This is a genomic window from Methylobacterium sp. Leaf112 (assembly GCF_001423295.1).
In the GTDB taxonomy this organism is placed as follows: Bacteria; Pseudomonadota; Alphaproteobacteria; order Rhizobiales; family Beijerinckiaceae; genus Methylobacterium.
The window spans coordinates 142259-163174 of sequence record NZ_LMNG01000023.1; the positions used below are offsets into that span (position 1 = coordinate 142259).

Below are 20916 nucleotides of genomic sequence, written 5' to 3' on the forward strand. Positions count from 1 at the left end.
TGCGGTTCGGGAGTGGGCCCCACCGGGTCCGCTCTTTTTTATTGCCGCAAGCTCAGCGCCACCGGATCCCTTCGACCAAGGCCGGACTTTAAGCGCAGCATGGCGGACTCTCCCGAAAAACGTCTGATCACCGAGACCGGCGTCGCCGCGCGCGTCGTCCAGGTCATCGAGGCTTCCATCGAAGGCTTGGGCTTTCGGGTGGTGCGGGTGCGGGTCTCGAGCGCCAACGGCTGCACGGTGCAGATCATGGCCGAGCGGCCGGACGGCACCATGTCGGTGGACGATTGCGAGGCGGTGAGCCGGGCGATCTCGCCGCTCCTCGACCTCGATGACCCCATCGGCAAGCCGTACTACCTCGAGATCTCCTCGCCGGGCATCGACCGTCCCCTGGTGCGGGCCGTCGATTTCGAGCGCTGGGCCGGCTACGAGGCAAAGATCGAGCTCGCCGTGCCCCTCGAGGGTCGCAAGCGGTTCCGTGGGATCATCCGCACGCCCAATCCGGACGGGCTCACGGTGCCCATCGACCTGCCCGACGTGAAGGAAGGCCTGCCGAGCCGGATCGATCTGCCCTTGCGCGATCTCGGCGATGCCTATCTCGTCCTGACGGACGATCTGGTGCGTGAGTCCCTGCGCCGGGGCGGTGGCCCGCCGCCGATGCTGGACGACGAGGACGAGGACGAGGACGGCCCCGAGGCCGAGCCGGCGCCCCCCCTTAAGAAGAAGATTTCACGGCCGCTTAAGCCGAAGGCTTCGGCCCGGCCCAAGTCCGAGAAGATCGAAACCGAAGCGAGCCTCGCCATCAAGGCCCAGAACAAGGCCAAGCCCATCCGCACCAAGGCGGTCCGGGTGAAGGATGACGGCAAGCTTCACTAGAAACGCCCGGATCGCGCTCGAACGCGCGACGCGATCACGAAAAAACCACGACGAAGAGAAGGACGAAAACCGATGGCCGTCGTCAGCGCCAACAGGCTCGAACTCCTGCAGATCGCCGAAGCAGTCGCGCGCGAAAAGGTGATCGACCGCTCCATCGTCATAGACGCCATGGAGGAGGCCATCGCCAAGGCGGCCCGCTCGCGCTACGGCGCCGAGACGGACGTGCATGCCGAGATCGATCCGAAGACCGGCGCGCTCCGCCTGTCACGCCACCTCGTGGTGGTGGATCAGGTCGAGAACGACGCCCGCGAGGTCACCCTCGATCAGGCCCGCCGCTACAACCCCGGCGCCCTCGTGGGCGACGTGATCTCCGACACTCTGCCGCCCTTCGATTTCGGCCGCGTCGCCGCCCAGTCGGCCAAGCAGGTCATCGTCCAGAAGGTACGCGACGCCGAGCGCGACCGTCAGTTCGACGAGTACAAGGACCGCATCGGCGAGGTCGTGAACGGCCTCGTGAAGCGCGTCGAGTACGGCAACGTCATCGTCGATCTCGGACGCGGCGAGGGCATCGTCCGCCGCGACGAGATGATTCCGCGCGAGACCTTCCGCCCCGGCGACCGAATCCGCTCCTACCTGTTCGACGTGCGCCGCGAGGTGCGTGGGCCGCAGATCTTCCTGTCGCGCTCGCATCCGCAGTTCATGGCCAAGCTCTTCGGCCAGGAGGTTCCGGAGATCTACGACGGTATCGTCGAGGTGAAAGCGGTGGCCCGCGATCCGGGCTCGCGCGCCAAGATCGCGGTGATCTCGCGCGATGGCTCCATCGATCCGGTCGGCGCCTGCGTCGGCATGCGCGGTTCGCGCGTCCAGGCCGTCGTCGGCGAGCTTCAAGGTGAGAAGATCGACATCATTCCGTGGTCCGAGGATCAGGCCACCTTCATCGTCAACGCGCTCCAGCCGGCCGAGGTCGTGAAGGTGGTGCTCGACGAGGAGGCCGACCGCATCGAGGTGGTGGTGCCGGACGACCAGCTTTCCCTGGCCATCGGACGCCGCGGCCAGAACGTGCGCCTCGCCTCGCAGCTCACCGGCTGGGATATCGACATCCTCACCGAGGCCGAGGAGTCGGAGCGCCGCCAGAAAGAGTTCGCCGAGCGCACCGCCATCTTCATGGAAGCCCTCGACGTCGACGAGACCGTCGGTCAGCTGCTGGCGGCCGAAGGGTTCCGCAACGTCGAGGAGATCGCCTACGTCGAACCCGGCGAACTCGCCAACATCCAGGGCCTCGACGAGGAAAGCGGCACCGAGATCCAGGCACGTGCGCAGGACCACCTCGCCCGGATCGAATCGGAATTCGACGCCAAGCGCCAGGAGCTCGGCGTGCAGGACGAGTTGCGCGAGATCGACGGCATCACCACCCCGATGCTGGTGGCGCTCGGTGAGAACGACGTGAAGACCATCGAGGATCTCGCCGGCTGCGCCACGGACGATCTCGTCGGCTACACCGAGGGGCGCGGCCCCGAGGCGACGCGCCACGCCGGCTATCTCGATGGGTTCGAGGTTTCCCGCACGGAAGCAGAGGCCATGGTGATGGCGGCCCGCGTGCATGCCGGCTGGATCGAGGCGCCGACGGAAGCCGCCGAAGCGGACGGTGCGGCCGAGGATGCCGAGGCGCCTGCCACCGCCTGATCGCCGACACCTGAACATCGAGCGGAGGGAACCGGCGAGCCCGGCCCCTCCGTTTTCGCATAAATCCCCCCGTCCCTCAGGATGCCATGGCGCCCATCCCCGACGATCCCATGGCTGTCGATCCCGCGGCCGAGGCAACGGAGACGGAATTGAGCGCGTTGCTCGATGCCGGGCTCGGCCGTGGCCGCCAGGGCGCGGAGCGGAGCTGTATCGTCACCCGCACGAAGCGGCCGCCCGACGGGCTCATTCGATTCGTACTCTCGCCCGACGGTGAGGTGGTGGCCGATCTGCGGGCCAGGCTTCCCGGGCGAGGCGCGTGGCTCACGCCGACGCGCGCGGTGGTGATCGAAGCCTTGAAGAAACGCGCGTTCCAACGGGCGTTCAAGACCAAGGACGCTGCGGCACCGGCCGACCTCGCGGACCGAATCGCGGAAGGCCTCCGGGCAGATTTGCGTCAATCCCTGTCGCTCGCCAACAAGGCCGGCTGCGTGGTGGCGGGCTTCGCCAAGGTCGAGGCGGCCATCGGCGACAAGGCCGGCGTCGCGGCGGTGATCCAGGCGCACGACGGCAGCGCCGACGGCCGCCGGAAGATCGCGGCGGCATTGCACCGCCGCCATGGCGATGCCATATCCCGCATTCCCGTCATCGATAGCCTGTCCAATGAAGAATTGGGCGTGGCCTTGGGCCGGGATCATGTGATACATGCGGCTCTCGTCGCAGGAGTCGGGAGTTCCGGCTGCCTTGCGCGTTGGCGTCGGCTCCGTTCCTTCGAAGGTTTGGCGACGACGGCCGAGGAGGCCGGTTCCGCCCGTTATGGGCGAACCACTTCCGATCTGCACGACGACGAAGTGACGGATTCGCCCGGCGCACAGCAGTTTGCCGGTTCTCGGGACGATGGAAACCCTCAGGGTTTGGACTGAATGAGCGATACGAACAATCCGGGCGACAAGACGCAGGCGAGACCCCCTTCGAAGCCGCTGTCCTTGAAGCGCCCGATCGAGCAGGGAACGGTGCGTCAGAGCTTCTCCCATGGCCGTACCAAGCAGGTCGTGGTCGAGACGGTGAAGCGTCGTGTGATCGGCGCGGCACCGGCCGCACCCGTACGGGAAACGACACCTGTCGCTCCGGCGACGCGCGTTGCGCCCCCTCCGCCCCCCGCAGCGCCCCGCCAGGCTCAGCGCTCGGCGTCGGGCGTCGTGCTGCGCACGCTGAGCGAGCAGGAGAGCAACGCCCGCGCGGCCGCCCTCGCCGATGCGAAGCGTCGCGAGGCCGAGGCCAAGCAACGTGCGGAGGCGGATGCCGCCGCCGAACGCGAACGCTTGGCCGTCGAGCAGCGCGAGCGTGAGGCCGCCGAAGCGCGCAAGCGCGACGAGGAAGCCCGTCGCCGTCAGGAAGAAGAGGCTCGCCTCGCCGCCGCCGAGGAAGCGCGCCGCGCGGCCGACGAGGCCGCCAGGGAGGCTTCGAAGGAAGCCGCGAAGGCTGTCGCTGCCGACGACGCGGCGCCTGCACCGGCGCCCACCGTCTCCAAGACGGCGCCGATGCCGGCGGCCCCGACCATCGTTCGCACGCCGCCCGCGGCTCCGCGCGCGCCGGCGGCCCCTGCAGCCACCGCTGCGGCTCCGGTGCGTCCCGCCGCTGCACCTGCAGCGCCTGCGTCACGTCCGCCCCTGACTGCGCGCCCGGCTTCCTCCGAGCCGCGCAAGACGATCACGGCGGACGTGCGCAAGCCGCGCGACCTCAACTTCATGGCCCGCCCCGCCCCGGCCCCCGAGCCGGAGCCGACCACGCCGACGACGGCCACCGCCGCGCGTCCGGCCGGTGCTGCCACCACGGCCCGCACGCCGGGTCGTCCGCAGGCCGCCGAGGAGGAGAACGAGCAGAAGCGCGTGATCCGCCGTCCCGGCATGCCGCTCAAGATCATCACGCCGCCCAAGACCCCGAAGCAGCCGGGCGGCGACCGGAATCGCGGACGTCTCACCATAGCGACCGCGACTTCGGGCGAGGACGAGCGCACGCGCTCCGTCGCTTCGTTCCGCCGTCGCCAGCAGCGTATGAGCGGCAACCGTCACGTCGAGCAGAAAGAGAAGCTCTCGCGTGAGGTGACGATCCCGGAGACGATCACGATTCAGGAACTCGCCAACCGCATGTCGGAGCGGGCCGTGGACGTGATCCGACTGCTGATGAAGCAGGGCGAGATCCACAAGATCACCGACGTGATCGACTCGGACTCAGCGCAGCTCATCGCCGAGGAGCTCGGCCACACCGTGCGCCGCGTCGCGGAGTCGGACGTCGAGGAAGGCTTGTTCAGCGACGAGCCGGAACTGGAGGAGGATCTCGATCCCCGTCCCCCCGTCGTCACGATCATGGGTCACGTCGACCACGGCAAGACCTCGCTGCTCGATGCCATCCGCAAGACCACCGTGGTCTCGGGCGAGGCCGGCGGCATCACGCAGCACATCGGCGCCTACCAGGTCGCGGCCCCCAGCGGCGACATGGTGACGTTCATCGATACCCCCGGCCACGCGGCCTTCACCTCCATGCGCGCCCGTGGCGCCAAGGTGACGGACATCGTCGTGCTGGTGGTGGCGGCCGATGACGGCGTCATGCCCCAGACGGTGGAGGCCATCGCCCACGCCAAGGCGGCGGGCGTGCCCCTCATCCTGGCGATCAACAAGATCGACAAGCCCGAGGCGAACCCGCAGCGGGTCCGTACCGAGCTGTTGCAGCACGACATCCAGGTCGAGTCCATGGGCGGCGAGACCCTCGAATTCGAGGTCTCGGCCAAGACCGGCGACGGTCTCGAGGAACTGCTCGATGGTCTGCAGTTGCAGGCCGAGATCATGAACCTGCGCGCCAACGAGACGCGCGACGGCGAGGGCACGGTCATCGAGGCCAAGCTCGATCGCGGTCGCGGCCCCGTGGCCACTGTCCTCGTGCAGCGCGGCACCCTGTTCACCGGCGACATCGTCGTGGCCGGCGCCGAGTGGGGTCGTGTTCGCGCCCTCATCGACGACAAGGGCGAGAACGTTCCCTACGCCGGTCCCTCGGTACCGGTGGAAGTGCTCGGCTTCAACGGAACGCCGGATGCGGGTGACCGTGTCGTGGTGGTGCCGAACGAGGCCCGTGCTCGCGAGGTCACCGAGTACCGTGCCCGTCAGAAGCGCGAGCGCATCGCAGCCCGCACGGGCGGCGCTAACCGTTCGCTCGTCGACATGATGCGCGACCTCAAGGAAGGCGCCGGCCGCAAGGAACTGGCGCTGGTCGTCAAGGGCGACGTGCAGGGTTCGGTGGAAGCCATCACGGGCGCCCTGGAGAAGCTCGGCAACGACGAGGTGTCGGCGCGCATCCTGCTCTCGGGTGTGGGCGGCATCACCGAGTCGGACATCACCCTGGCGGAGGCTTCCAAGGCCGTCGTCATCGGCTTCAACGTGCGGGCCCACAAGGAAGCGCGCGAGTCGGCCGAGAACAAGGGCGTCGAGATCCGCTACTACAACATCATCTACGACCTCGTGGACGACATCAAAGCGACCCTGTCGGGCATGCTGCCCCCGACGCTCCGCGAAGAGCGCTTGGGCGAAGCCCAGATCCTGCAGATCTTCGACGTGTCGAAGGTCGGCAAGATCGCCGGTTGCCGCGTCACGGACGGCGTGGTCCAGCGTGGCGCCCACGTTCGCCTCATCCGCGATAGCGTGGTCATCCACGAGGGCAAGCTCTCGCAGCTCAAGCGCCTCAAGGACGACGCCAAGGAGGTCATCTCCGGCTACGAGTGCGGTATGTCCTTCGAGAACTTCCAGGACATGCGGGCCGGCGACACCATCGAGTGCTACCGGGTCGAGGAAATCCGCCGCACGCTCTGAGCGTACGGGCAGGATCCAGACGAACAGGGCCGCGGCATCCGTCGCGGCCCTGTTCTCGTTTCCGGCCACAACGCGCGGCACGCGGGGTTCACCGGTCGGCAGCGGGTGTCCGTCGTTGCACCAGACGGGGATGATCGACCATGGCGGGGAATCGCGTCCCGCGCAGGCATGCCCTGGTCGCGATGTCGGGCCTTAACCGCATCGTCGAGTTTGGCTGGGGGAAGGCACACGGCCCTCTCGTCGCTACAGGTGCGAGGCGGCTATATGGGCCGCGGAACGACCGGCATACGGCCCGGTCGAGGCGGGCACGATGCTGAACTCATACGCCCTGCGACGGGCCCTGTCGGACAACAAGTACCGGAAGATCTTCGTCGAGCGGCTCACCGAGCCCCTGCATCTGAACATCATTTCGGCGGGCGTGGCCCTGTTCGGCAGCTACCCGGCCAAGGTCGCCTTCGACCTCGTGGTGCGCCAGCAATACGCTTACCCGATCCTGTTCGCCGCGGAATCGGCAAAGAAGCTCGGCCTCAAGCGGATCGCGATCCTGGAGTTCGGCGTGGCCACGGGAGCGGGCCTCCTCAACATGTGCGCGCTCGCGGCACGCACGGAAGCCGCGACGGGGGTGAGCATCGACGTCGTCGGCTTCGACACCGGCACCGGCATGCCCCCCGCCGTGGATCACCGCGACCTGCCGGAATATTTCCAGGAGGGCGATTATCCGATGGATTTCGAGGCCCTGCGCCGCGCCCTGCCTGAGCGCTGCCGCCTGCTCATCGGCGACGTCGCCGAGACGATCCCGGGCTACCTCGCCGGCGTCGGCCCCGACGCCCCCATCGGCTTCGTTTCGGTGGACGTGGACTATTACTCCTCGACGGTACGAACCCTGCCGGTGCTCGACGGTGCCCCCGACCGGTACCTGCCCATCGTGCCGGTCTACCTCGACGATGTCGCCATGGACGGCTGCAATCCGTGGAACGGCGAGCTGCTGGCGGTGGCCGAGTTCAACGCAGCCCACCCCATGCGGAAGATCGCGCCGTTCAACCTCCTGCGGTCGAAGCGCATCTTCAAAAACGCGCAATGGATCGACCGGATGTTCGCCGCGCACATTCACGACCACCCGGCCCGTACCCCGGCGACGGCGAAACGCGCACAACAGGCCTATATCCGGAACGAGTATTTGGGCTAAGAGAGGCCCCTTCGACATCCGCTTCGGTCTGGCCGGCTTCCGTTTTCCAAGCGGCGGCGGATCGATGCTCCGTATCAGTGACGGACCGATGGCGGTCTTCCCCTCGAGCTCCGTCCGCCGGGCGGTGGGGGGCGGGTCGCCAACCCTCCGTTCCGACAAGACGATCAGAACCGTTCATGGCTCAGAGACAGACCCCGACCGGACCGAGGCAGCGCCAGCAGCGCGTGGCCGAGCTCGTCCGCCACGCCATCGCGGAGGTGCTCCAGCGCGGCGACATCCAGGATCCGGTGCTGAGCGCGCACGTCATCACCGTGCCGGAGGTCCGCATGTCGACGGACCTGAAGCTCGCCACGGCCTACATCATGCCGCTCGGCGGCCAGAACGAAGCACCGGTGATCGCCGCCCTGGAGCGCAACAAGAAGGCCCTGCGCCAGGAGGTGGCCCGCCGGGTGAACCTCAAGTTCGCGCCCGACCTGCGCTTCTTACGCGATGCGACCTTCGACGAGGCCGACCGGATCGACGCCCTCCTGCGCACGGACAAGGTCCGGCGCGACCTCGACGCGCAGAAGTCCAACGAGGACGGACCGGACCCGGAGGCGGCCTGATAGTTCCGTCGGTGTCCCGAAGCGGACCCCGAACGTACGACCAGGGGACGCCGTAGCATTCCCGCGCCGATCTTTTTTCCAGACACCAAGACCGGACGGCCCTGGCCCCGCGTGCGCCCCGTCCCTCGACCGAGGACAGCATGACCAACGACACGACCATCGAATCCCCCGATGAGGGTGTTCCGCCGCCCCTCGGCGCGGACGACACGGCCGCCGATGCTCGCCCCGCCGAAGGACGCCGGCCGCCGCGCGGCGGGCCACGGCCCGACCGCCCCAAGCGCCGCGACGTCAACGGCTGGGTGATCCTCGACAAGGGCGTCGGCATGACCTCGACCCATGCGGTCGCGGTGGTGAAGCGCGCCTTCAATGCCAAAAAGGCCGGCCATGCCGGCACCCTCGACCCCCTGGCATCCGGCATCCTTCCCATCGCGCTGGGTGAGGCGACCAAGACCGTTCCGTTCGTCATGGACGGCCGCAAGGCCTACGTGTTCACGGTCACCTGGGGCATCGAGACGGACACGGACGACGCCGAGGGGCGCCCCGTCGCCACCAGCGAGAGCCGGCCCGAGCGCGGGGCCGTGGAAGCCGCTTTGCCGAGCTTCGTCGGCGCCATCGAGCAGGTGCCGCCGCGCTACTCGGCCATCAAGATCGCCGGGGAACGCGCCTACGACCTCGCCCGCGACGGCGAGGAGGTGGTGCTTGTGGCTCGCCCCGTCCAGATCGACCACCTCGCCGTGGTGGAGCATGACGGACAGCGCACGGTGATCGAGGCGGAGTGCGGCAAGGGCACCTATGTGCGGGCGCTCGCCCGCGACCTCGGGCGGATGCTCGGCTGCTACGGCCATGTCTCGGCCCTGCGCCGTACCCGCGTCGGTCCCTTCGCCGAGGCCGAATCCTGCGTCGTCGCCACCCTCGAGGAAGCCGGCCCCGACGGGAACGGTCCGCACCTTCATCCCGTCGAAACGGCCCTCGACGCCGTTCCGTCGGTGCCCGTCTCCCGCGACATGGCACTACGCCTGATGCGCGGTCAGGCGGTGATCCTGCGTGGGCGCGACGCCCCGGTGGAGGGCAAAGCCTTCGCCACCTGCGGCGGCATCCTGGTGGCGGTCGGCGATGTCGAGCGCGGCGAACTGGTGCCACACCGGGTGTTCCATCTCGGCGGTACCGCGCCCCAGCGGGGCTGAACCGGACCTCAGGCCGGGTCGCCCGACGCGGGCGTGCCCGACCGGAGGGGCAGCCCGGTCTCGATGACGCGCGCCCAGAGCGAGGCGCCGTACGGGGCGGCCGCATCGTTGAAATCGTATTCCGGGTGGTGCAGTCCGGCGCTGGCTCCGTTGCCGAGGAAGATGTAGGCACCGGGCCGGTGGGCGAGCATGTAGGAGAAATCCTCCGCCGCCATCATGGGCGCCACAGCGCGCTCGACCTGTGATTCGCCCACGAGACCGGCCGCCACGTCGGCGATGAAATCCGTCTCCGCCGGGTGGTTCTCGGTCACCGGGTAGCCGCTGCCGAACACGATGCTTCCGTGTGCGCCGAAGGCCGCCGCGACGTTGGTGACCACCGCTTCGATGCGTCCCTGGACCAGAGTCCGCACGGGTTTCGACAGGGCCCGCATGGTCCCCCGCAGGGTCACGCATTGCGGCAGGACGTTGAAGGCCTCTCCGGCTTCCAGAGCGCAGACCGAGACCACCGCGCTGTCGAGGGGGTCGACGGAACGCGCCACGATGGATTGGAGGGCAACCACGACGTGGCTCGCCACCAAGACACTGTCGATGGCCGCGTGCGGCTGTGCGGCGTGGCCGCCCTTGCCCTCGACGGTGATGGTGAAGCGGTCGGTGGAGGCCATGATCGGGCCGGGCCGAATGGCGAAGTGACCGACCGCCAGACCCGGAATGTTGTGCATGCCGTAGACGGTCTCGATGCCGAAGCGCTCCATGAGCCCATCGCGGACCATGGCCTCGCCGCCGCCGCCGCCCTCTTCCGCCGGCTGGAAGATCATCACCGCCGTTCCGTCGAAGTCGCGGGTTTCGGTGAGATACCGCGCCGCGCCGAGCAGCATGGCCGTATGACCGTCATGCCCGCAGGCATGCATCTTCCCGGGGTTCGTCGAGCGATAGGGCAGATCGCGCACTTCCCGGATCGGCAGTGCGTCCATATCCGCGCGCAGGCCGATGACCCGGTTCGAGCCGTGCGCCCGCCCCCGGATCACCCCGACGACGCCGGTACGACCGATGCCGGTTACCACCTCGTCGCAGCCGAAGGCCCTGAGCTTGTCGGCGACGAAGCCAGCGGTCCGGTGGACGTCGTATTGCAGTTCCGGATGGGCGTGCAGATCGTGGCGCCAGGCGGTGATCTCCGGCGCCAGGGCTGCGATCCGGTCGAGGACGGGCATGGGACTGACTTTCGAAGGGGCGGCCCCTCTCAGGATGGACTTCGGGTGACAAACGCAAGACGACCCAGCAAACAAGGGGCCAGACGCGTGATCGGGCCCACGACCGCATCGAACCTACCCGATTTCGGGATGTGGCGGCGAATCACCCGGTGACGACCTCGCGCGCCCCGTCGGCCCGGCGCAGGCGAAGGGCGTTGGCCAGCACGAAGACGCTCGACACGGCCATGGCGGCCGCAGCCAGCACCGGCGACAGCAGGGGACCGCCGAAGGCGTGGAGCAGGCCCGCCGCCACGGGGATCAGGGCGACGTTGTAGGCGAACGCCCAGAACAGATTCTGCCGGATGTTGCGCATCACCGCCCGCGACAGACCGATCGCGGTGACGAGGCCGTCCAGGGCACCGGACATCAGCACCACGTCGGCACTCTCGACGGCGATGTCCGTACCCGTGCCGATGGCGATACCGATCTCCGCCTCCGCCAGGGCCGGTGCATCGTTGATCCCGTCGCCGACGAAGGCCACGGTGCCGTAGCGTGCCCGCAACGCGCGCACGGCCTCGACCTTGCCGTCGGGAAGAAGCGCGGCGAAAACCGTGTCGATCCCGAGGGTTCTGGCCACGCCTTCGGCGGCACCGCGTGCGTCGCCGGTCACCATGGCAACGGCGAGGCCGCGCCTCTTCAGGGCTGCGACGGCCTCGGCTGCACCCGGCTTGATCGGATCGGCGACGGCGACGAGGGCGGCCAAGCGCCCATCCACGGCGACGTAGAGAGGACTGCGGCCTCGCATCTCCAGGGCGGCGGCCTGCGCGGCGAGTGCGGCGGTGGCGATACCGAGCCGGGCCATGTGACGGTCCGCCCCGACCGCCACCGATCGGCCGGCGACGCGCCCGGTGACGCCGTACCCCGGCGAAGCCTCGAACTCGGTCACCGGCGCGAGGGTAAGCCCCCGCGCTTCGGCCGCTTCCACGATGGCACGGGCGACGGGATGTTCCGAACGCGCTTCGAGGGCCGCGGCCAGCGCCAGAACCTCGTTGTCCGAGAAGTCCGGTGCCGGCACGAGATCGGTCAGGCTCGGCCGACCCTCCGTGAGGGTCCCGGTCTTGTCGAGGGCAACCACCTGCGCATCGCGCAAAGCCTGGAGAGCGGTACCACTGCGAAACAGAACGCCGCGTTCGGCCGCTCGCCCCGTACCGACCATGATCGAGGTCGGCGTCGCCAGGCCCATGGCGCACGGACAGGCGATGATGAGCACCGCGATGGCGTTGACGAGGGCGAAGCCCAGGGCCGGGCTCGGGCCGAGGACGAACCAGGCGACGAAGGTCAGGGCCGAGACGATCATGACGGCGGGTACGAACCAGGCGGTGACCCGATCGACCACGGCCTGGATCGGGAGCTTACCGCCCTGCGCGGCCTCGACCATGGCGACGATCCGGGCCAAGGCCGTTTCGGTCCCGATGGCTCCGACGGCGAGGTCGAATCCGCCCGTGGTGTTGAGCGTCCCGCCGATGACGGCATCGCCGACGCCCTTGGAGACGGGCACGGGCTCGCCCGTCACCATGCTTTCGTCGACGAAGCTCGTTCCCGCGACCACGGTGCCATCGGCCGAGACGCGCTCGCCGGGGCGGACCCGCACCACGTCCCCGAGGCGCAGATCCGCCTGCGCCACGGACCGCTCCCCGCCGTCGCGGATCACACGGGCAGTGGTGGGCGACAGACCCACGAGGCGGGCGATGGCGGCACCCGTACGGCTCTTGGCCCGTGCCTCCAGGGTGCGCCCGAGGAGGATGAGGGTGACGATGAGCACCGCCGCCTCGAAATAGAGATGCGCGGTGCCGGGCGGCAGCCAATGCGGGGCGAAGGCCGAGACCAGGGAGTACAGGTAGGCCGCGCCGGCCCCGAGGGCGACGAGGGCGTTCATGTCGGGGTGACCGCGCAGGAGACTCGGAACGCCCTGAACGAAGAAGCGGCGGCCTGGACCGGCCAGGACCAGGGTCGCCAGGATGGTTTGAATCCAGGCCGTGATCATCGTCCCGGTGGCATGGTGAAGGCCGGGGACGATGTGGCCGCCCATATCGAGGACGACGACGGGTGTTGCCAGGAGAGCGGCGACAAGAAGATCGCGCTGGAGGGTGGCTCGCTCCGCCTGCCGACGGCTTTCGGTTGTCTCCCGCGCGGCGACGGCGCCCGAAACGGCCTCGTAGCCCGCCCCCCTTACGGCTGCGGCGAGTCTATCGAACGCGACCACCCCTTCCGTGTGACGCACGGTGGCGCGCCCCGTGGCCAGATTGACGGACGCTGCGATCACCCCCGGGACGCCCACGAGGGCACGCTCGGCTCGAGCCACGCAGGAGGCGCAGGACAGGCCGGTGATATCGAACGCCGTCGTCGCTTCCGGGACGCCGTAGCCCGCCCGGGCGATGGCTTCCACGGCCGCCCCCGCACCGGTGCCGTCGAGGCGCAGGCTGGCACGCCCCGTTGCGAGGTTGACCACAACCTCCGATGCTCCCGGTAGCGCCGTCAGGGCACGCTCTACCCGCCCCACGCAGGAGGCACAGGACAAGCCGGTGACCGGAAAGTCGAAGCGGTTGGGCAACGAAGGAGGAGAGGCGTGCGCAGGGCGTGTCATGCTCCTCATGTGGGGCTTCGGCCCGGGGAGGAAAATCGAACGTGGGCGCACGCCCGGTATGTCGCAAATGCGTCGCGCTCGGGGGATTCGTCCGAGCGCATGGGCTCACCGTCCGGCCGTCTCGGCCGCGTTGCCGGGCTCCATGACGAATTCGGGAAAGGACACCCGCACGGTGGTCCCGGCACCCGGAGCGCTCTCGATGACGAGGCGGCCACGGTGGCGGTTGACGATATGCTTGACGATGGCGAGGCCCAGGCCCGTGCCGCCTTGATCCCGACTCGAGGCGACGTCGACGCGGTAGAATCGCTCCGTCAGGCGCGGGATGTGCTCGGGCGCGATGCCGGGGCCTTCGTCACGCACGGCGAGCACGATGCGGGCGCGGCGTGGCGGCAACTCCACGAGGCGGGCGACCGAGACGGCGACGCGGCCGCCGCGGCCGCCATATTTCACGGCGTTCTCGACGAGGTTCTCGACCACCCGCAGGAGTTCGTCGCGTTCGCCCGGCATTGGGTGGACGCCGTCCGCCTCGAACGTCACTTCGACGCCGCGCTCCCGCGCAAGGGGACTTTGCGTCTCGACCATCTCGCGGGCGATCCGGGCGAGATCGACGGGCTTCGTCGGTGGCACGTGCTCGCGCAGTTCGATGCGGGACAGGGACAGCAGGTCGTCGATGAGGCGCGTCATTCGATGCGCCTGGGTCTTCATGATGGCAAGGAAGCGCTCGCGGGCCGGGGCGTCGTTCCGGGCCGGCCCCTGAAGAGTCTCGATGAAGCCGAGGAGCGAGGCGAGCGGGGTGCGCAGTTCGTGGCTCGCGTTGGCGACGAAATCCACCCGCATCGCCTCCAAGCGACGAGCCGAGGTGAGGTCACGCAGGAACAGAACGACGTTGGGCTGGCCGCCCGCTGGCCCGTCGGGCATCGGCAGGGCGCCGATCTGCACCTCGAAGGCACGCTCCGTGGGCACCCGGGTGGCGTAGAGCGTCTTCAGGGGGGCGCCGGTGCGCAGCACCTCCTCGATGCCATCGAGAACATCGGGCGCGCGCAGGGCGAACGAGAGCGGATGGCGAAGTTTCAGGGCCGGAAGGAGCGCGCGGGCGGCGGGATTGACCTCGATGACCACGGCGCGCCGGTCCACCAGGATCACCGGATCGGGAATGTTGGCGAGGAGCGCCTCGGCGACGGAATGCCGTGCGTGGGCCGAGGCCTCGGGCGCTGCCCGGATACGGGTGCGGAACAGGCCACCGACGACGCCTCCGAGGGCTAGGGCCGCGACGGAGGCGGCGATCCACGGCGCATCCAGAGTCCCGCGCGCCCAAGCGCACAGGGCGAGAACGACGCTCGCGCACGCGGCGGCGGTCCAGGCGGATCGACGCGCGCCCCGTGCCATGCTGCCCTCCCTGCCGCTTTTCAGACGGCGGCGATCACGTCCCTTCAGCGCGCCGGAGACGCCCGGCACGGACGCGCTTCAGCACTTCGTAGCCCCCCAACATCGACAGGGCGATGACGAACGGCACGAGGTAGTAGCAGACCCGGAACAGCAGCAGGGAGCCGAGCACCTGATCGCGCGGCAGGCTCGATAGGGCGAGCAGGATCGTCGCTTCGAACACACCGAGGCCGCCGGGCGCATTCGAGGCGATGCCCAGCATGGCGGCGAGCACGTAGATGGCGACGAAGGTCGTGAAGCCGATGGAGGTTTCAGCCGGCAACAGCACGTACAAGGTGGCGGCGGCCGCGCAGACGTCGCCGATGCCCACCACCATCTGGCTCAACGAAACCGAAGCTCCGGGTAGCTCGAGGCGCCAGCCCTTCACCCGGACGCTGCGGCGCTTGAGCGACACCCAGGCGAGGTAGGCGACGACGGACAGGAGTGCGGCGAGGCCGACCCCCTGGTTGAGGCGGATGCTGGTGAAGGTGAGCCCGGCGAGTTGCCCGGCCTCCGCGATGAGGCTCAATCCCAGCACCACGCCCATGCCGAGCCAGAAGGTGAAGCCTGCGATCACCGTGAGGGCGGCGATCTTGGCGGCGCTCAAGCCGCGGCCGGAATAGATCCAGTAGCGGATGGTGCCGGCCGTCAGCAGCGGGAAACCGAGGGTGAAGCTCACCGCATAGCTGGTGAACGAGGCGAGCGCCGTCGTACGGTAGGGGACAACGATCTGGAGTTGTCGCAGGGCCAGGGCGTCGTAGCAGGTCAGGAACAGGTAGCTCACGGCGACGAACAGGAAGGCGAGTCCGAGCTGTCCCGGTGTCGCCGCCGTGAAGGCCGCGTGGAGTTCGGCCCACGTGACCGTCTCGACGAGCCGCCACAGGACGTAGACCGACACGGCGAAGATCACGATGCTGGCGATGGTGCCGATCCAGGCGTAGCGCCCCTTGAAGGAACGCTTGGCGGCGGGAGCCGCGGGGATATCGCTGGGGCGGGAATCGCTGGAATGAGCATCGTCGGGCTCGACGCCGGACGCGTCCTCGCCGATCGTCTCGGCCCGGCCGAGCTCCTTGTGCTGTCCCGCAAAGTTCATCGTATCGGCGTCCGCCTCCGCCGGGCACCCCGCTCGGCCTTGGCGGCGGCATGGATGGCCCGGGCTTGTGCCGGACCGCGGCCCGTGGCCCGCATTTAGGGGCATCGGCCGGCAATTGCCAGCGATGGACCGATCTTGCCCGTGGGTTGCACTGGATCGGAGCATCCCGTCAGGCCAGGATGGCGGCGGCTTCGCCGAAGCCCCGTCGGATGCGTTCGGCGACGCTGGGCGCCGTACAGACATAGGTCGGGCTCGGATGCGGCACCGCGATCACCGGCAGGTCGGGCCGCAGACTCGCGAGTGCGGGACGGTTCAGTCCTGCCACGCGCCCGGCCAGAATCACGACGCGCAGGCGTGGCAGACAGGTGAGCAACGGCTCCAGGTAGGGCGCGGCTGCGGCGATTTCGGATCGGCGCGGCGCGCGGTTGCGCGCGCCCGGCGCGTGGATCACCCACGGGACCGCATTCCAGATCACCGTGTCGCCCCGTGCGATGCCAGCCTCTTGGAAGAAGCGAAACAAGTTGGCGGCCGTGCCCGTGGGGTTGTCGCGCGAAACGAAGCCGGTACCGCGCGGGCCCGGCGTTTCCAGCAACAGCAGAAGCCGCGCATCGACACCGCCATCGAAGGGGTCCGGCTCCGGCACAGGGGCGTCCCGCTCGGCCGCGATGCGGTGGGCGAGCGTGCGCAAGGGTGCGAGATGCGGAGCCGCCAGGAGGTCGCGGCGCGCGGCGAGGTCGGCGGGGTCTCGCAGGCTTTTCGGGTGATTCGGGATCACCCGACGAGGCGTGCAACAGGGTCCGGCAGGGCGCCGCTCAGCCGGAAGCGTTCGACGCCGCCCTCCCGTGTCAGTTGCTCGGCGAGGTTGTCAGGTCCGCCGAACTGAAACCCAAGCTGGCTCGCATAGGCCGCGCAGGCCGCGTACTTGGCCGCTTGTGCCGCCGCATCGAACGCGATGACCTGCACCGGCAGTTCGGCGAAGCGATCGCGCAGGGGCTCGCGCGGTTCGGCGTCACGCACGGTGTAGGGAAAGTCGCGCCACCACAGGATCGGGACGCCGGTGGCGATGGTCGTGAGGGCGTCCACGACCTGAACGTGATCGACGTGACCGCCGACGGCTTGCGGCGCCAGGATCAGGTCGGGTTGCGTCTCGGCCATGAGTTCTCCGAAGGCGCGCACGAGATCCGGTACGATGCCGTCATCGCCCCGAAGCTCCGCGAACAGCTCGGGCGCGCTGGCATAGCCCCGGTGGGGCGCCTCGCGGAACGGCAGATGCCGTGGCGCAGCGATGCCGAGGGCTCGGGCGGCGTCCGCGTCCTCGTCCCGGCGCAGCGCCATGTAGTCGATCTCCGGCCCGAGACCCTTGTCGGTCTGGCAGGCCAGGGCGAACCCCTTCGGATCGGCCACCGAGCCGGTGAACACCGTCGCCATGGTGACGTGCCAGCCGGCCCGCGCCAGCACCGCGAGGGTGCCGCCGCACGAGAAGGCCGCATCGTCGAGGTGCGGCGACAGGGCGAGAACCGCCGGCATCAGAGCAGGTGGGGTTCGGCGCGAAAGCGACAGGTAGGGTCGTGCGGCAGATCGCCGGCGAAGTCCGTGGCCGGCTTCATGCCCGCGACGACATCGTACACGTCCATGATCCGGCGTCCGACCGCACCCCAGGAATAGACGCGGCGGCATTCCTCCAGGCCGTCCCGGGCGAGGCGCGCGCGCAGGGCGTCGTCCTCGATCACCCGCGTCAGGGCCTCCGCCAAGGCCGGCACGTCACCGGGCTGGACCATAAGCCCGTTCTCGCCATCGCGCAGACAATCGGACACGCCGACCGAATGGGTCGAGACCACGGCGAGACCCGCCGCCATGGCCTCCAGGATGGTGTTGGAGAAGCCCTCCGCATAGGTCGGCGACACGAACACATCGGCGGCCCGATAGAGGTCCGGCACGGTGTCGTAATCGGCGTAGCCGGTGAAGCGGATTTCAGACTCCGAAAAGTTCAGTTCCGCGGCACGGGCCTTCGAGGACTCCACATCCGGCCCAATGCCCGAGATGATCGCTTCGAACGGCACCCCACGCGCGCGCACGAGACCGAGGGCGTCGATGAAGTCGAGGACGCCTTTCCGGCGGTCGACGCGGCCATGATAGAACAGGCGCACGGGACCGGCATGGTCCCCGGGTCCCGGCGTGAAGCGCGCGGTGTCGACGGCACCCGGCACGATGGTGAAACGGGCCGGGTCCGAGCCGAGGCGGTCGCAGACTTCGTCCACGAAGGACGGGCCGCCGATGAGCAGGGCGTTGGCGTGGGCCAGCACGTCGCACATGGCGACGCGGTGGGTCTCGCAGCACGAGCCGACCCAGTGACCGTCCCCGCCCTGGATCGAAACCACCGTCGGCACGCAGATCGCCTTGGCGGCCAGCAGAGTCGCCCAGCCGGTGGGATACCCATACTGGGCGTGCAGAATATCGAAGGGCTGCCTCTCGTGCTCGCTCCGGATGGTCGCCACCATCGTGCCGATGTCGCGCTCGAAATCGCCGTCGGTCTGCTCGCCGACCTGTTCGAGGCCGATGACGTTCACGCCCGGAACCGGCGGAGGCGGACCGCCGCCGTAGACGCGGGTGCCGAAATCGTCACCGCGATACTGGCTGATCATCGTCACGTCGTGGCCAGCTTGCACGAGTTCGCGCAGAAGGTTCTGGGCGTAGACGCTCATGCCGGAAATGGCCGGGAAGTAGCGCCGGCTGACGAAGCAGATTCTCACTGGACCGGCTCCGCCCTGAGCTTGCGGCAATCGCGAAGGAATTGGAGTGATGCCGGGACCATGACGTCGGCCCGGTGGCTCTCGCGGGAGAGTTCGACGCAGATGAGTTGTCGGAAGTCGATGGCATCCAGGGCATCGAGGACGGCGGGTACGTCCATGTCGCCCTCGCCGAAGGGCAGGTGGATGTGCTCGCCGCGCTTCATGTCCTCGATGGCCACCGTGCCGATCCGGTCCTGGAATTCGGCGACCGCCGCGGCGGGATCACGCTCGCCGGTGACGAGGCAGTGGCCGGTGTCGAGGGCGAGGTGCAGGCCCGGAATATCCAGGGCGGCGAAATCGTCGAGGGTCTCGATGAGCATGCCGGGCTCGGGCTCGAGGCATGCCACCACGCCGTGGGCGCGGGCGTAGTCCGTCACTTCCGCCAAGCCTTCGATCAGCCAGTGCCGCGCCTCGGCCCGATCGATCCCGGGTTTCGGCACGCCGGCCCAGAACGAGACCGCCTCGGCCTGAAGGATGGCGCCGATGTCGATGGCACGCTTGAGGAAACCGATGCGCCGGACACGACCCACGGCGTCGCCGGTGACCAGGGTCGGCTCGTGCTTGGCTTTCGGATCGAGGAGGAAGCGGGCGCCGGTCTCGATCACCGCACCGAGGCCGAGGCGCTGGAGGCGGCTCGACAGGCTTTGCGCGTCCTGCACCCAATGCTCGGCGAAGGGGTCGAGGTGGTGGATGTCGAGGGTCAGCGCCACGCCCTGGTAGCCGGCATCCGCGATGAGATCGACGGCATCGGTCAGGCGATGATTGGCGGTGCCATTGGTGTTGTAGGCAAAACGCAGGCTCATTCACCCCTCTCCTGCTGGGCGAGGCGGAACGGTGCGTGGTGCGATTCCGGCTCGCGATAGAGGGGATAATGCGACCCGACGATCTGGTCGGCCAGTGCCGTATCGAACAGGGGCTGACCGCCGAAGCGCTCCAGGGCCTCGGGTGTCAACCGCACGGGGCGAAGGGTCTCGCTGGCCTCTCCGAACCGGATCAGCGGGTGGTCGCGCGCGATGAGCTTTTGCGTGTTGCGCTCGCCGATGCGGTGGTAGCTCATGGTTTCGACCTCGAGCCCCGGCACGATCGCCTTGACCACGCCGACGGAACCGCCGGGCGGCGCGCAATCGACGTAGAGCACGTCGAAGCCGGCCTCTTCCAGGCGCTCGCGGGCGATACGGCCGCGCGCGTGTCCATCGGGAGCGGCGGTCGTCGGCAAGTCCGTGAATTTCTTCGTGCCGCGCTCGGAATACACCGTGTCGCGCAAGGTCGCGGCCAGATCCTCGGGCGGCAGGACGATCCATTCCAGCATGGCCTTGAGGGCCCGGCTCTCTTCGAGATCGAGGCTCGGCAGGGCTTTGTCGATGAAGGCCTGAACGTAGCCCGGCGGGGTGACACGCTCGGCGAAGGACAGAGGCCCGTGGCCGAAGGCCTTGCGCACGCGGGCGGCCTGAAATTCGAGCAATGCCTTGCGCAGGGCCCGCTCGCGGTCCGGATCGCAGGCCTCGCCGCAGGCCGACAAGGCGATGGGCACAGGCGTGTCGGCCAAGTTCCGATCGTGGCCCACGACGTAGATGTTGGTCAGGCCGAACTGGTCGGTGGCGAATTTCGGCAGGGCCTTGATGCCGAGCACATCGAGGCGGTCGAGCATGCCGCGCGTCTCAGGACCGAGCCCCTCCGACAGGTCGAGCATCACCCCCTGGTCGAGGGCGCGGAACAGCAGGCCGTTGCCGTCGCGCTGCAGGAGTTCGAGCAGACCATGACCGAGGGCGAAATCCGTGTCCGGCCCTGCGCCGAGGCCGTTGGTGATGAGGTTGGTGAAGGGCTTGTAGCCCTCGGACAGTTCGAAATAATCCGTCGCGGCGATGTCGAGGGGCATCAACACGGTCTCGCCCGTGCGGGCACGGATGGCGGGCGTCCATTCAAGCACCGAGCCTCGTCCGACGGGGCTGCCGGCCGGCAGGCACAGGGTCAGCGGGTCGGCGACGGAGCCGGCGCCGAACACCTTCACGAGGTCCTCGTAGCTGCCGCGCTCCTTCTTGCGCGGCATCACCGCCAACGACGGCATCAGGTTCTCGGCGATCTCGGCCACGGCCCCGATGAGGGCCTCGTCGTCCGTGGCGCCGTACCCGATGCCGCTCGGCATGGCACCGACGAAGAACGGGTCGTCGAGGAAGAGCGAGACGAACCAGACGGGGATGCCGGTACGATCCAGGGGCGCCAGGGGAAAGCCGACGATGCGCCCCTGCGGCAGGATATCGAGGTAGGCGCGGACGGGCTCGGGCAAGTCGGAGGGCAGGCCTTCGATCTGGCGCGCGGCGCCGTAGGGGTAGGCGCGCGGAGCCTTGACGCGCGGATTGCGGGCTCTGGCGTCCTGATCGTGTTCGCTCACGTGA

16 protein-coding genes are annotated in these 20916 nt (G+C 69.0%); 7 read left to right on the forward strand and 9 right to left on the reverse strand.

The genetic code is table 11. The annotated features are described in order from the left end of the window. The first annotated feature begins 99 nt into the window (after positions 1 to 99). From rimP to truB, 7 genes are all read left to right on the forward strand, one after another. Positions 100 to 873 (forward strand): ribosome maturation factor RimP, encoded by a 774-nt coding sequence (gene rimP, locus ASF52_RS11035; RefSeq protein ID WP_056171729.1) that lies wholly within the window; start codon positions 100 to 102, stop codon positions 871 to 873. Between the two features lie 72 nt (positions 874 to 945). Further along, positions 946 to 2556, forward strand: coding sequence for a transcription termination factor NusA (gene nusA, locus ASF52_RS11040; protein WP_056171732.1), 1611 nt, complete (start codon positions 946 to 948; stop codon positions 2554 to 2556). 110 nt (positions 2557 to 2666) lie between these two features. Continuing rightward, on the forward strand, positions 2667 to 3476 hold the full coding sequence (locus ASF52_RS11045) for an RNA-binding protein (RefSeq protein ID WP_056172172.1): 810 nt from the start codon (positions 2667 to 2669) through the stop codon (positions 3474 to 3476). Beyond that, positions 3477 to 6413 carry a translation initiation factor IF-2 gene (gene infB / locus ASF52_RS11050; protein WP_056171733.1) on the forward strand — a complete coding sequence of 979 codons (2937 nt, stop codon included), beginning with the start codon at positions 3477 to 3479 and terminating at the stop codon, positions 6411 to 6413. A gap of 310 nt (positions 6414 to 6723) precedes the next feature. Next, positions 6724 to 7599, forward strand: coding sequence for a hypothetical protein (locus tag ASF52_RS11055; protein WP_056171735.1), 876 nt, complete (start codon positions 6724 to 6726; stop codon positions 7597 to 7599). A 176-nt stretch (positions 7600 to 7775) separates the two neighbouring features. After that, positions 7776 to 8204 (forward strand): 30S ribosome-binding factor RbfA, encoded by a 429-nt coding sequence (gene rbfA / locus ASF52_RS11060; protein ID WP_056171737.1) that lies wholly within the window; start codon positions 7776 to 7778, stop codon positions 8202 to 8204. Positions 8205 to 8344: 140 nt separating this feature from the next. After that, positions 8345 to 9388, forward strand: a complete 1044-nt coding sequence (truB, locus tag ASF52_RS11065; protein ID WP_056171739.1) for a tRNA pseudouridine(55) synthase TruB — start codon at positions 8345 to 8347, stop codon at positions 9386 to 9388. 8 nt (positions 9389 to 9396) lie between these two features. Here the strand turns inward: truB and ASF52_RS11070 are convergent, their stop codons facing one another. The 9 genes from ASF52_RS11070 to ASF52_RS11110 all read right to left on the reverse strand — a co-directional run bounded on the left by ASF52_RS11070 (position 9397) and on the right by ASF52_RS11110 (position 20912). Then, positions 9397 to 10596 (reverse strand): M20 aminoacylase family protein, encoded by a 1200-nt coding sequence (locus ASF52_RS11070; RefSeq protein ID WP_056171740.1) that lies wholly within the window; start codon positions 10594 to 10596, stop codon positions 9397 to 9399. A 142-nt stretch (positions 10597 to 10738) separates the two neighbouring features. Then, complete coding sequence (locus tag ASF52_RS11075; protein WP_156630074.1) at positions 10739 to 13219, reverse strand: heavy metal translocating P-type ATPase; 2481 nt, start codon at positions 13217 to 13219, stop codon at positions 10739 to 10741. Between the two features lie 105 nt (positions 13220 to 13324). Then, positions 13325 to 14605, reverse strand: coding sequence for an ATP-binding protein (locus ASF52_RS11080; RefSeq protein ID WP_056171744.1), 1281 nt, complete (start codon positions 14603 to 14605; stop codon positions 13325 to 13327). 34 nt (positions 14606 to 14639) lie between these two features. Next, positions 14640 to 15734 (reverse strand): lysylphosphatidylglycerol synthase domain-containing protein, encoded by a 1095-nt coding sequence (locus tag ASF52_RS11085; RefSeq protein ID WP_056171746.1) that lies wholly within the window; start codon positions 15732 to 15734, stop codon positions 14640 to 14642. 169 nt (positions 15735 to 15903) lie between these two features. Next, positions 15904 to 16509 (reverse strand): uracil-DNA glycosylase, encoded by a 606-nt coding sequence (locus ASF52_RS11090; RefSeq protein WP_056171748.1) that lies wholly within the window; start codon positions 16507 to 16509, stop codon positions 15904 to 15906. Further along, entirely contained in the window at positions 16506 to 17261 is a 756-nt protein-coding gene (locus ASF52_RS11095; protein WP_056171750.1) for a PIG-L deacetylase family protein, read from the reverse strand. Before ASF52_RS11095 ends, ASF52_RS11090 begins: the two co-directional genes overlap by 4 nt. Next, on the reverse strand, positions 17261 to 18484 hold the full coding sequence (locus ASF52_RS11100) for a glycosyltransferase family 4 protein (RefSeq protein ID WP_056171752.1): 1224 nt from the start codon (positions 18482 to 18484) through the stop codon (positions 17261 to 17263). The genes ASF52_RS11095 and ASF52_RS11100 overlap by 1 nt, the downstream gene beginning before the upstream one ends. After that, entirely contained in the window at positions 18481 to 19326 is an 846-nt protein-coding gene (locus tag ASF52_RS11105; protein WP_056171754.1) for a sugar phosphate isomerase/epimerase family protein, read from the reverse strand. The genes ASF52_RS11100 and ASF52_RS11105 overlap by 4 nt, the downstream gene beginning before the upstream one ends. After that, positions 19323 to 20912, reverse strand: coding sequence for a YcaO-like family protein (locus ASF52_RS11110; RefSeq protein ID WP_056171756.1), 1590 nt, complete (start codon positions 20910 to 20912; stop codon positions 19323 to 19325). Before ASF52_RS11110 ends, ASF52_RS11105 begins: the two co-directional genes overlap by 4 nt. Positions 20913 to 20916: the final 4 nt, after the last annotated feature.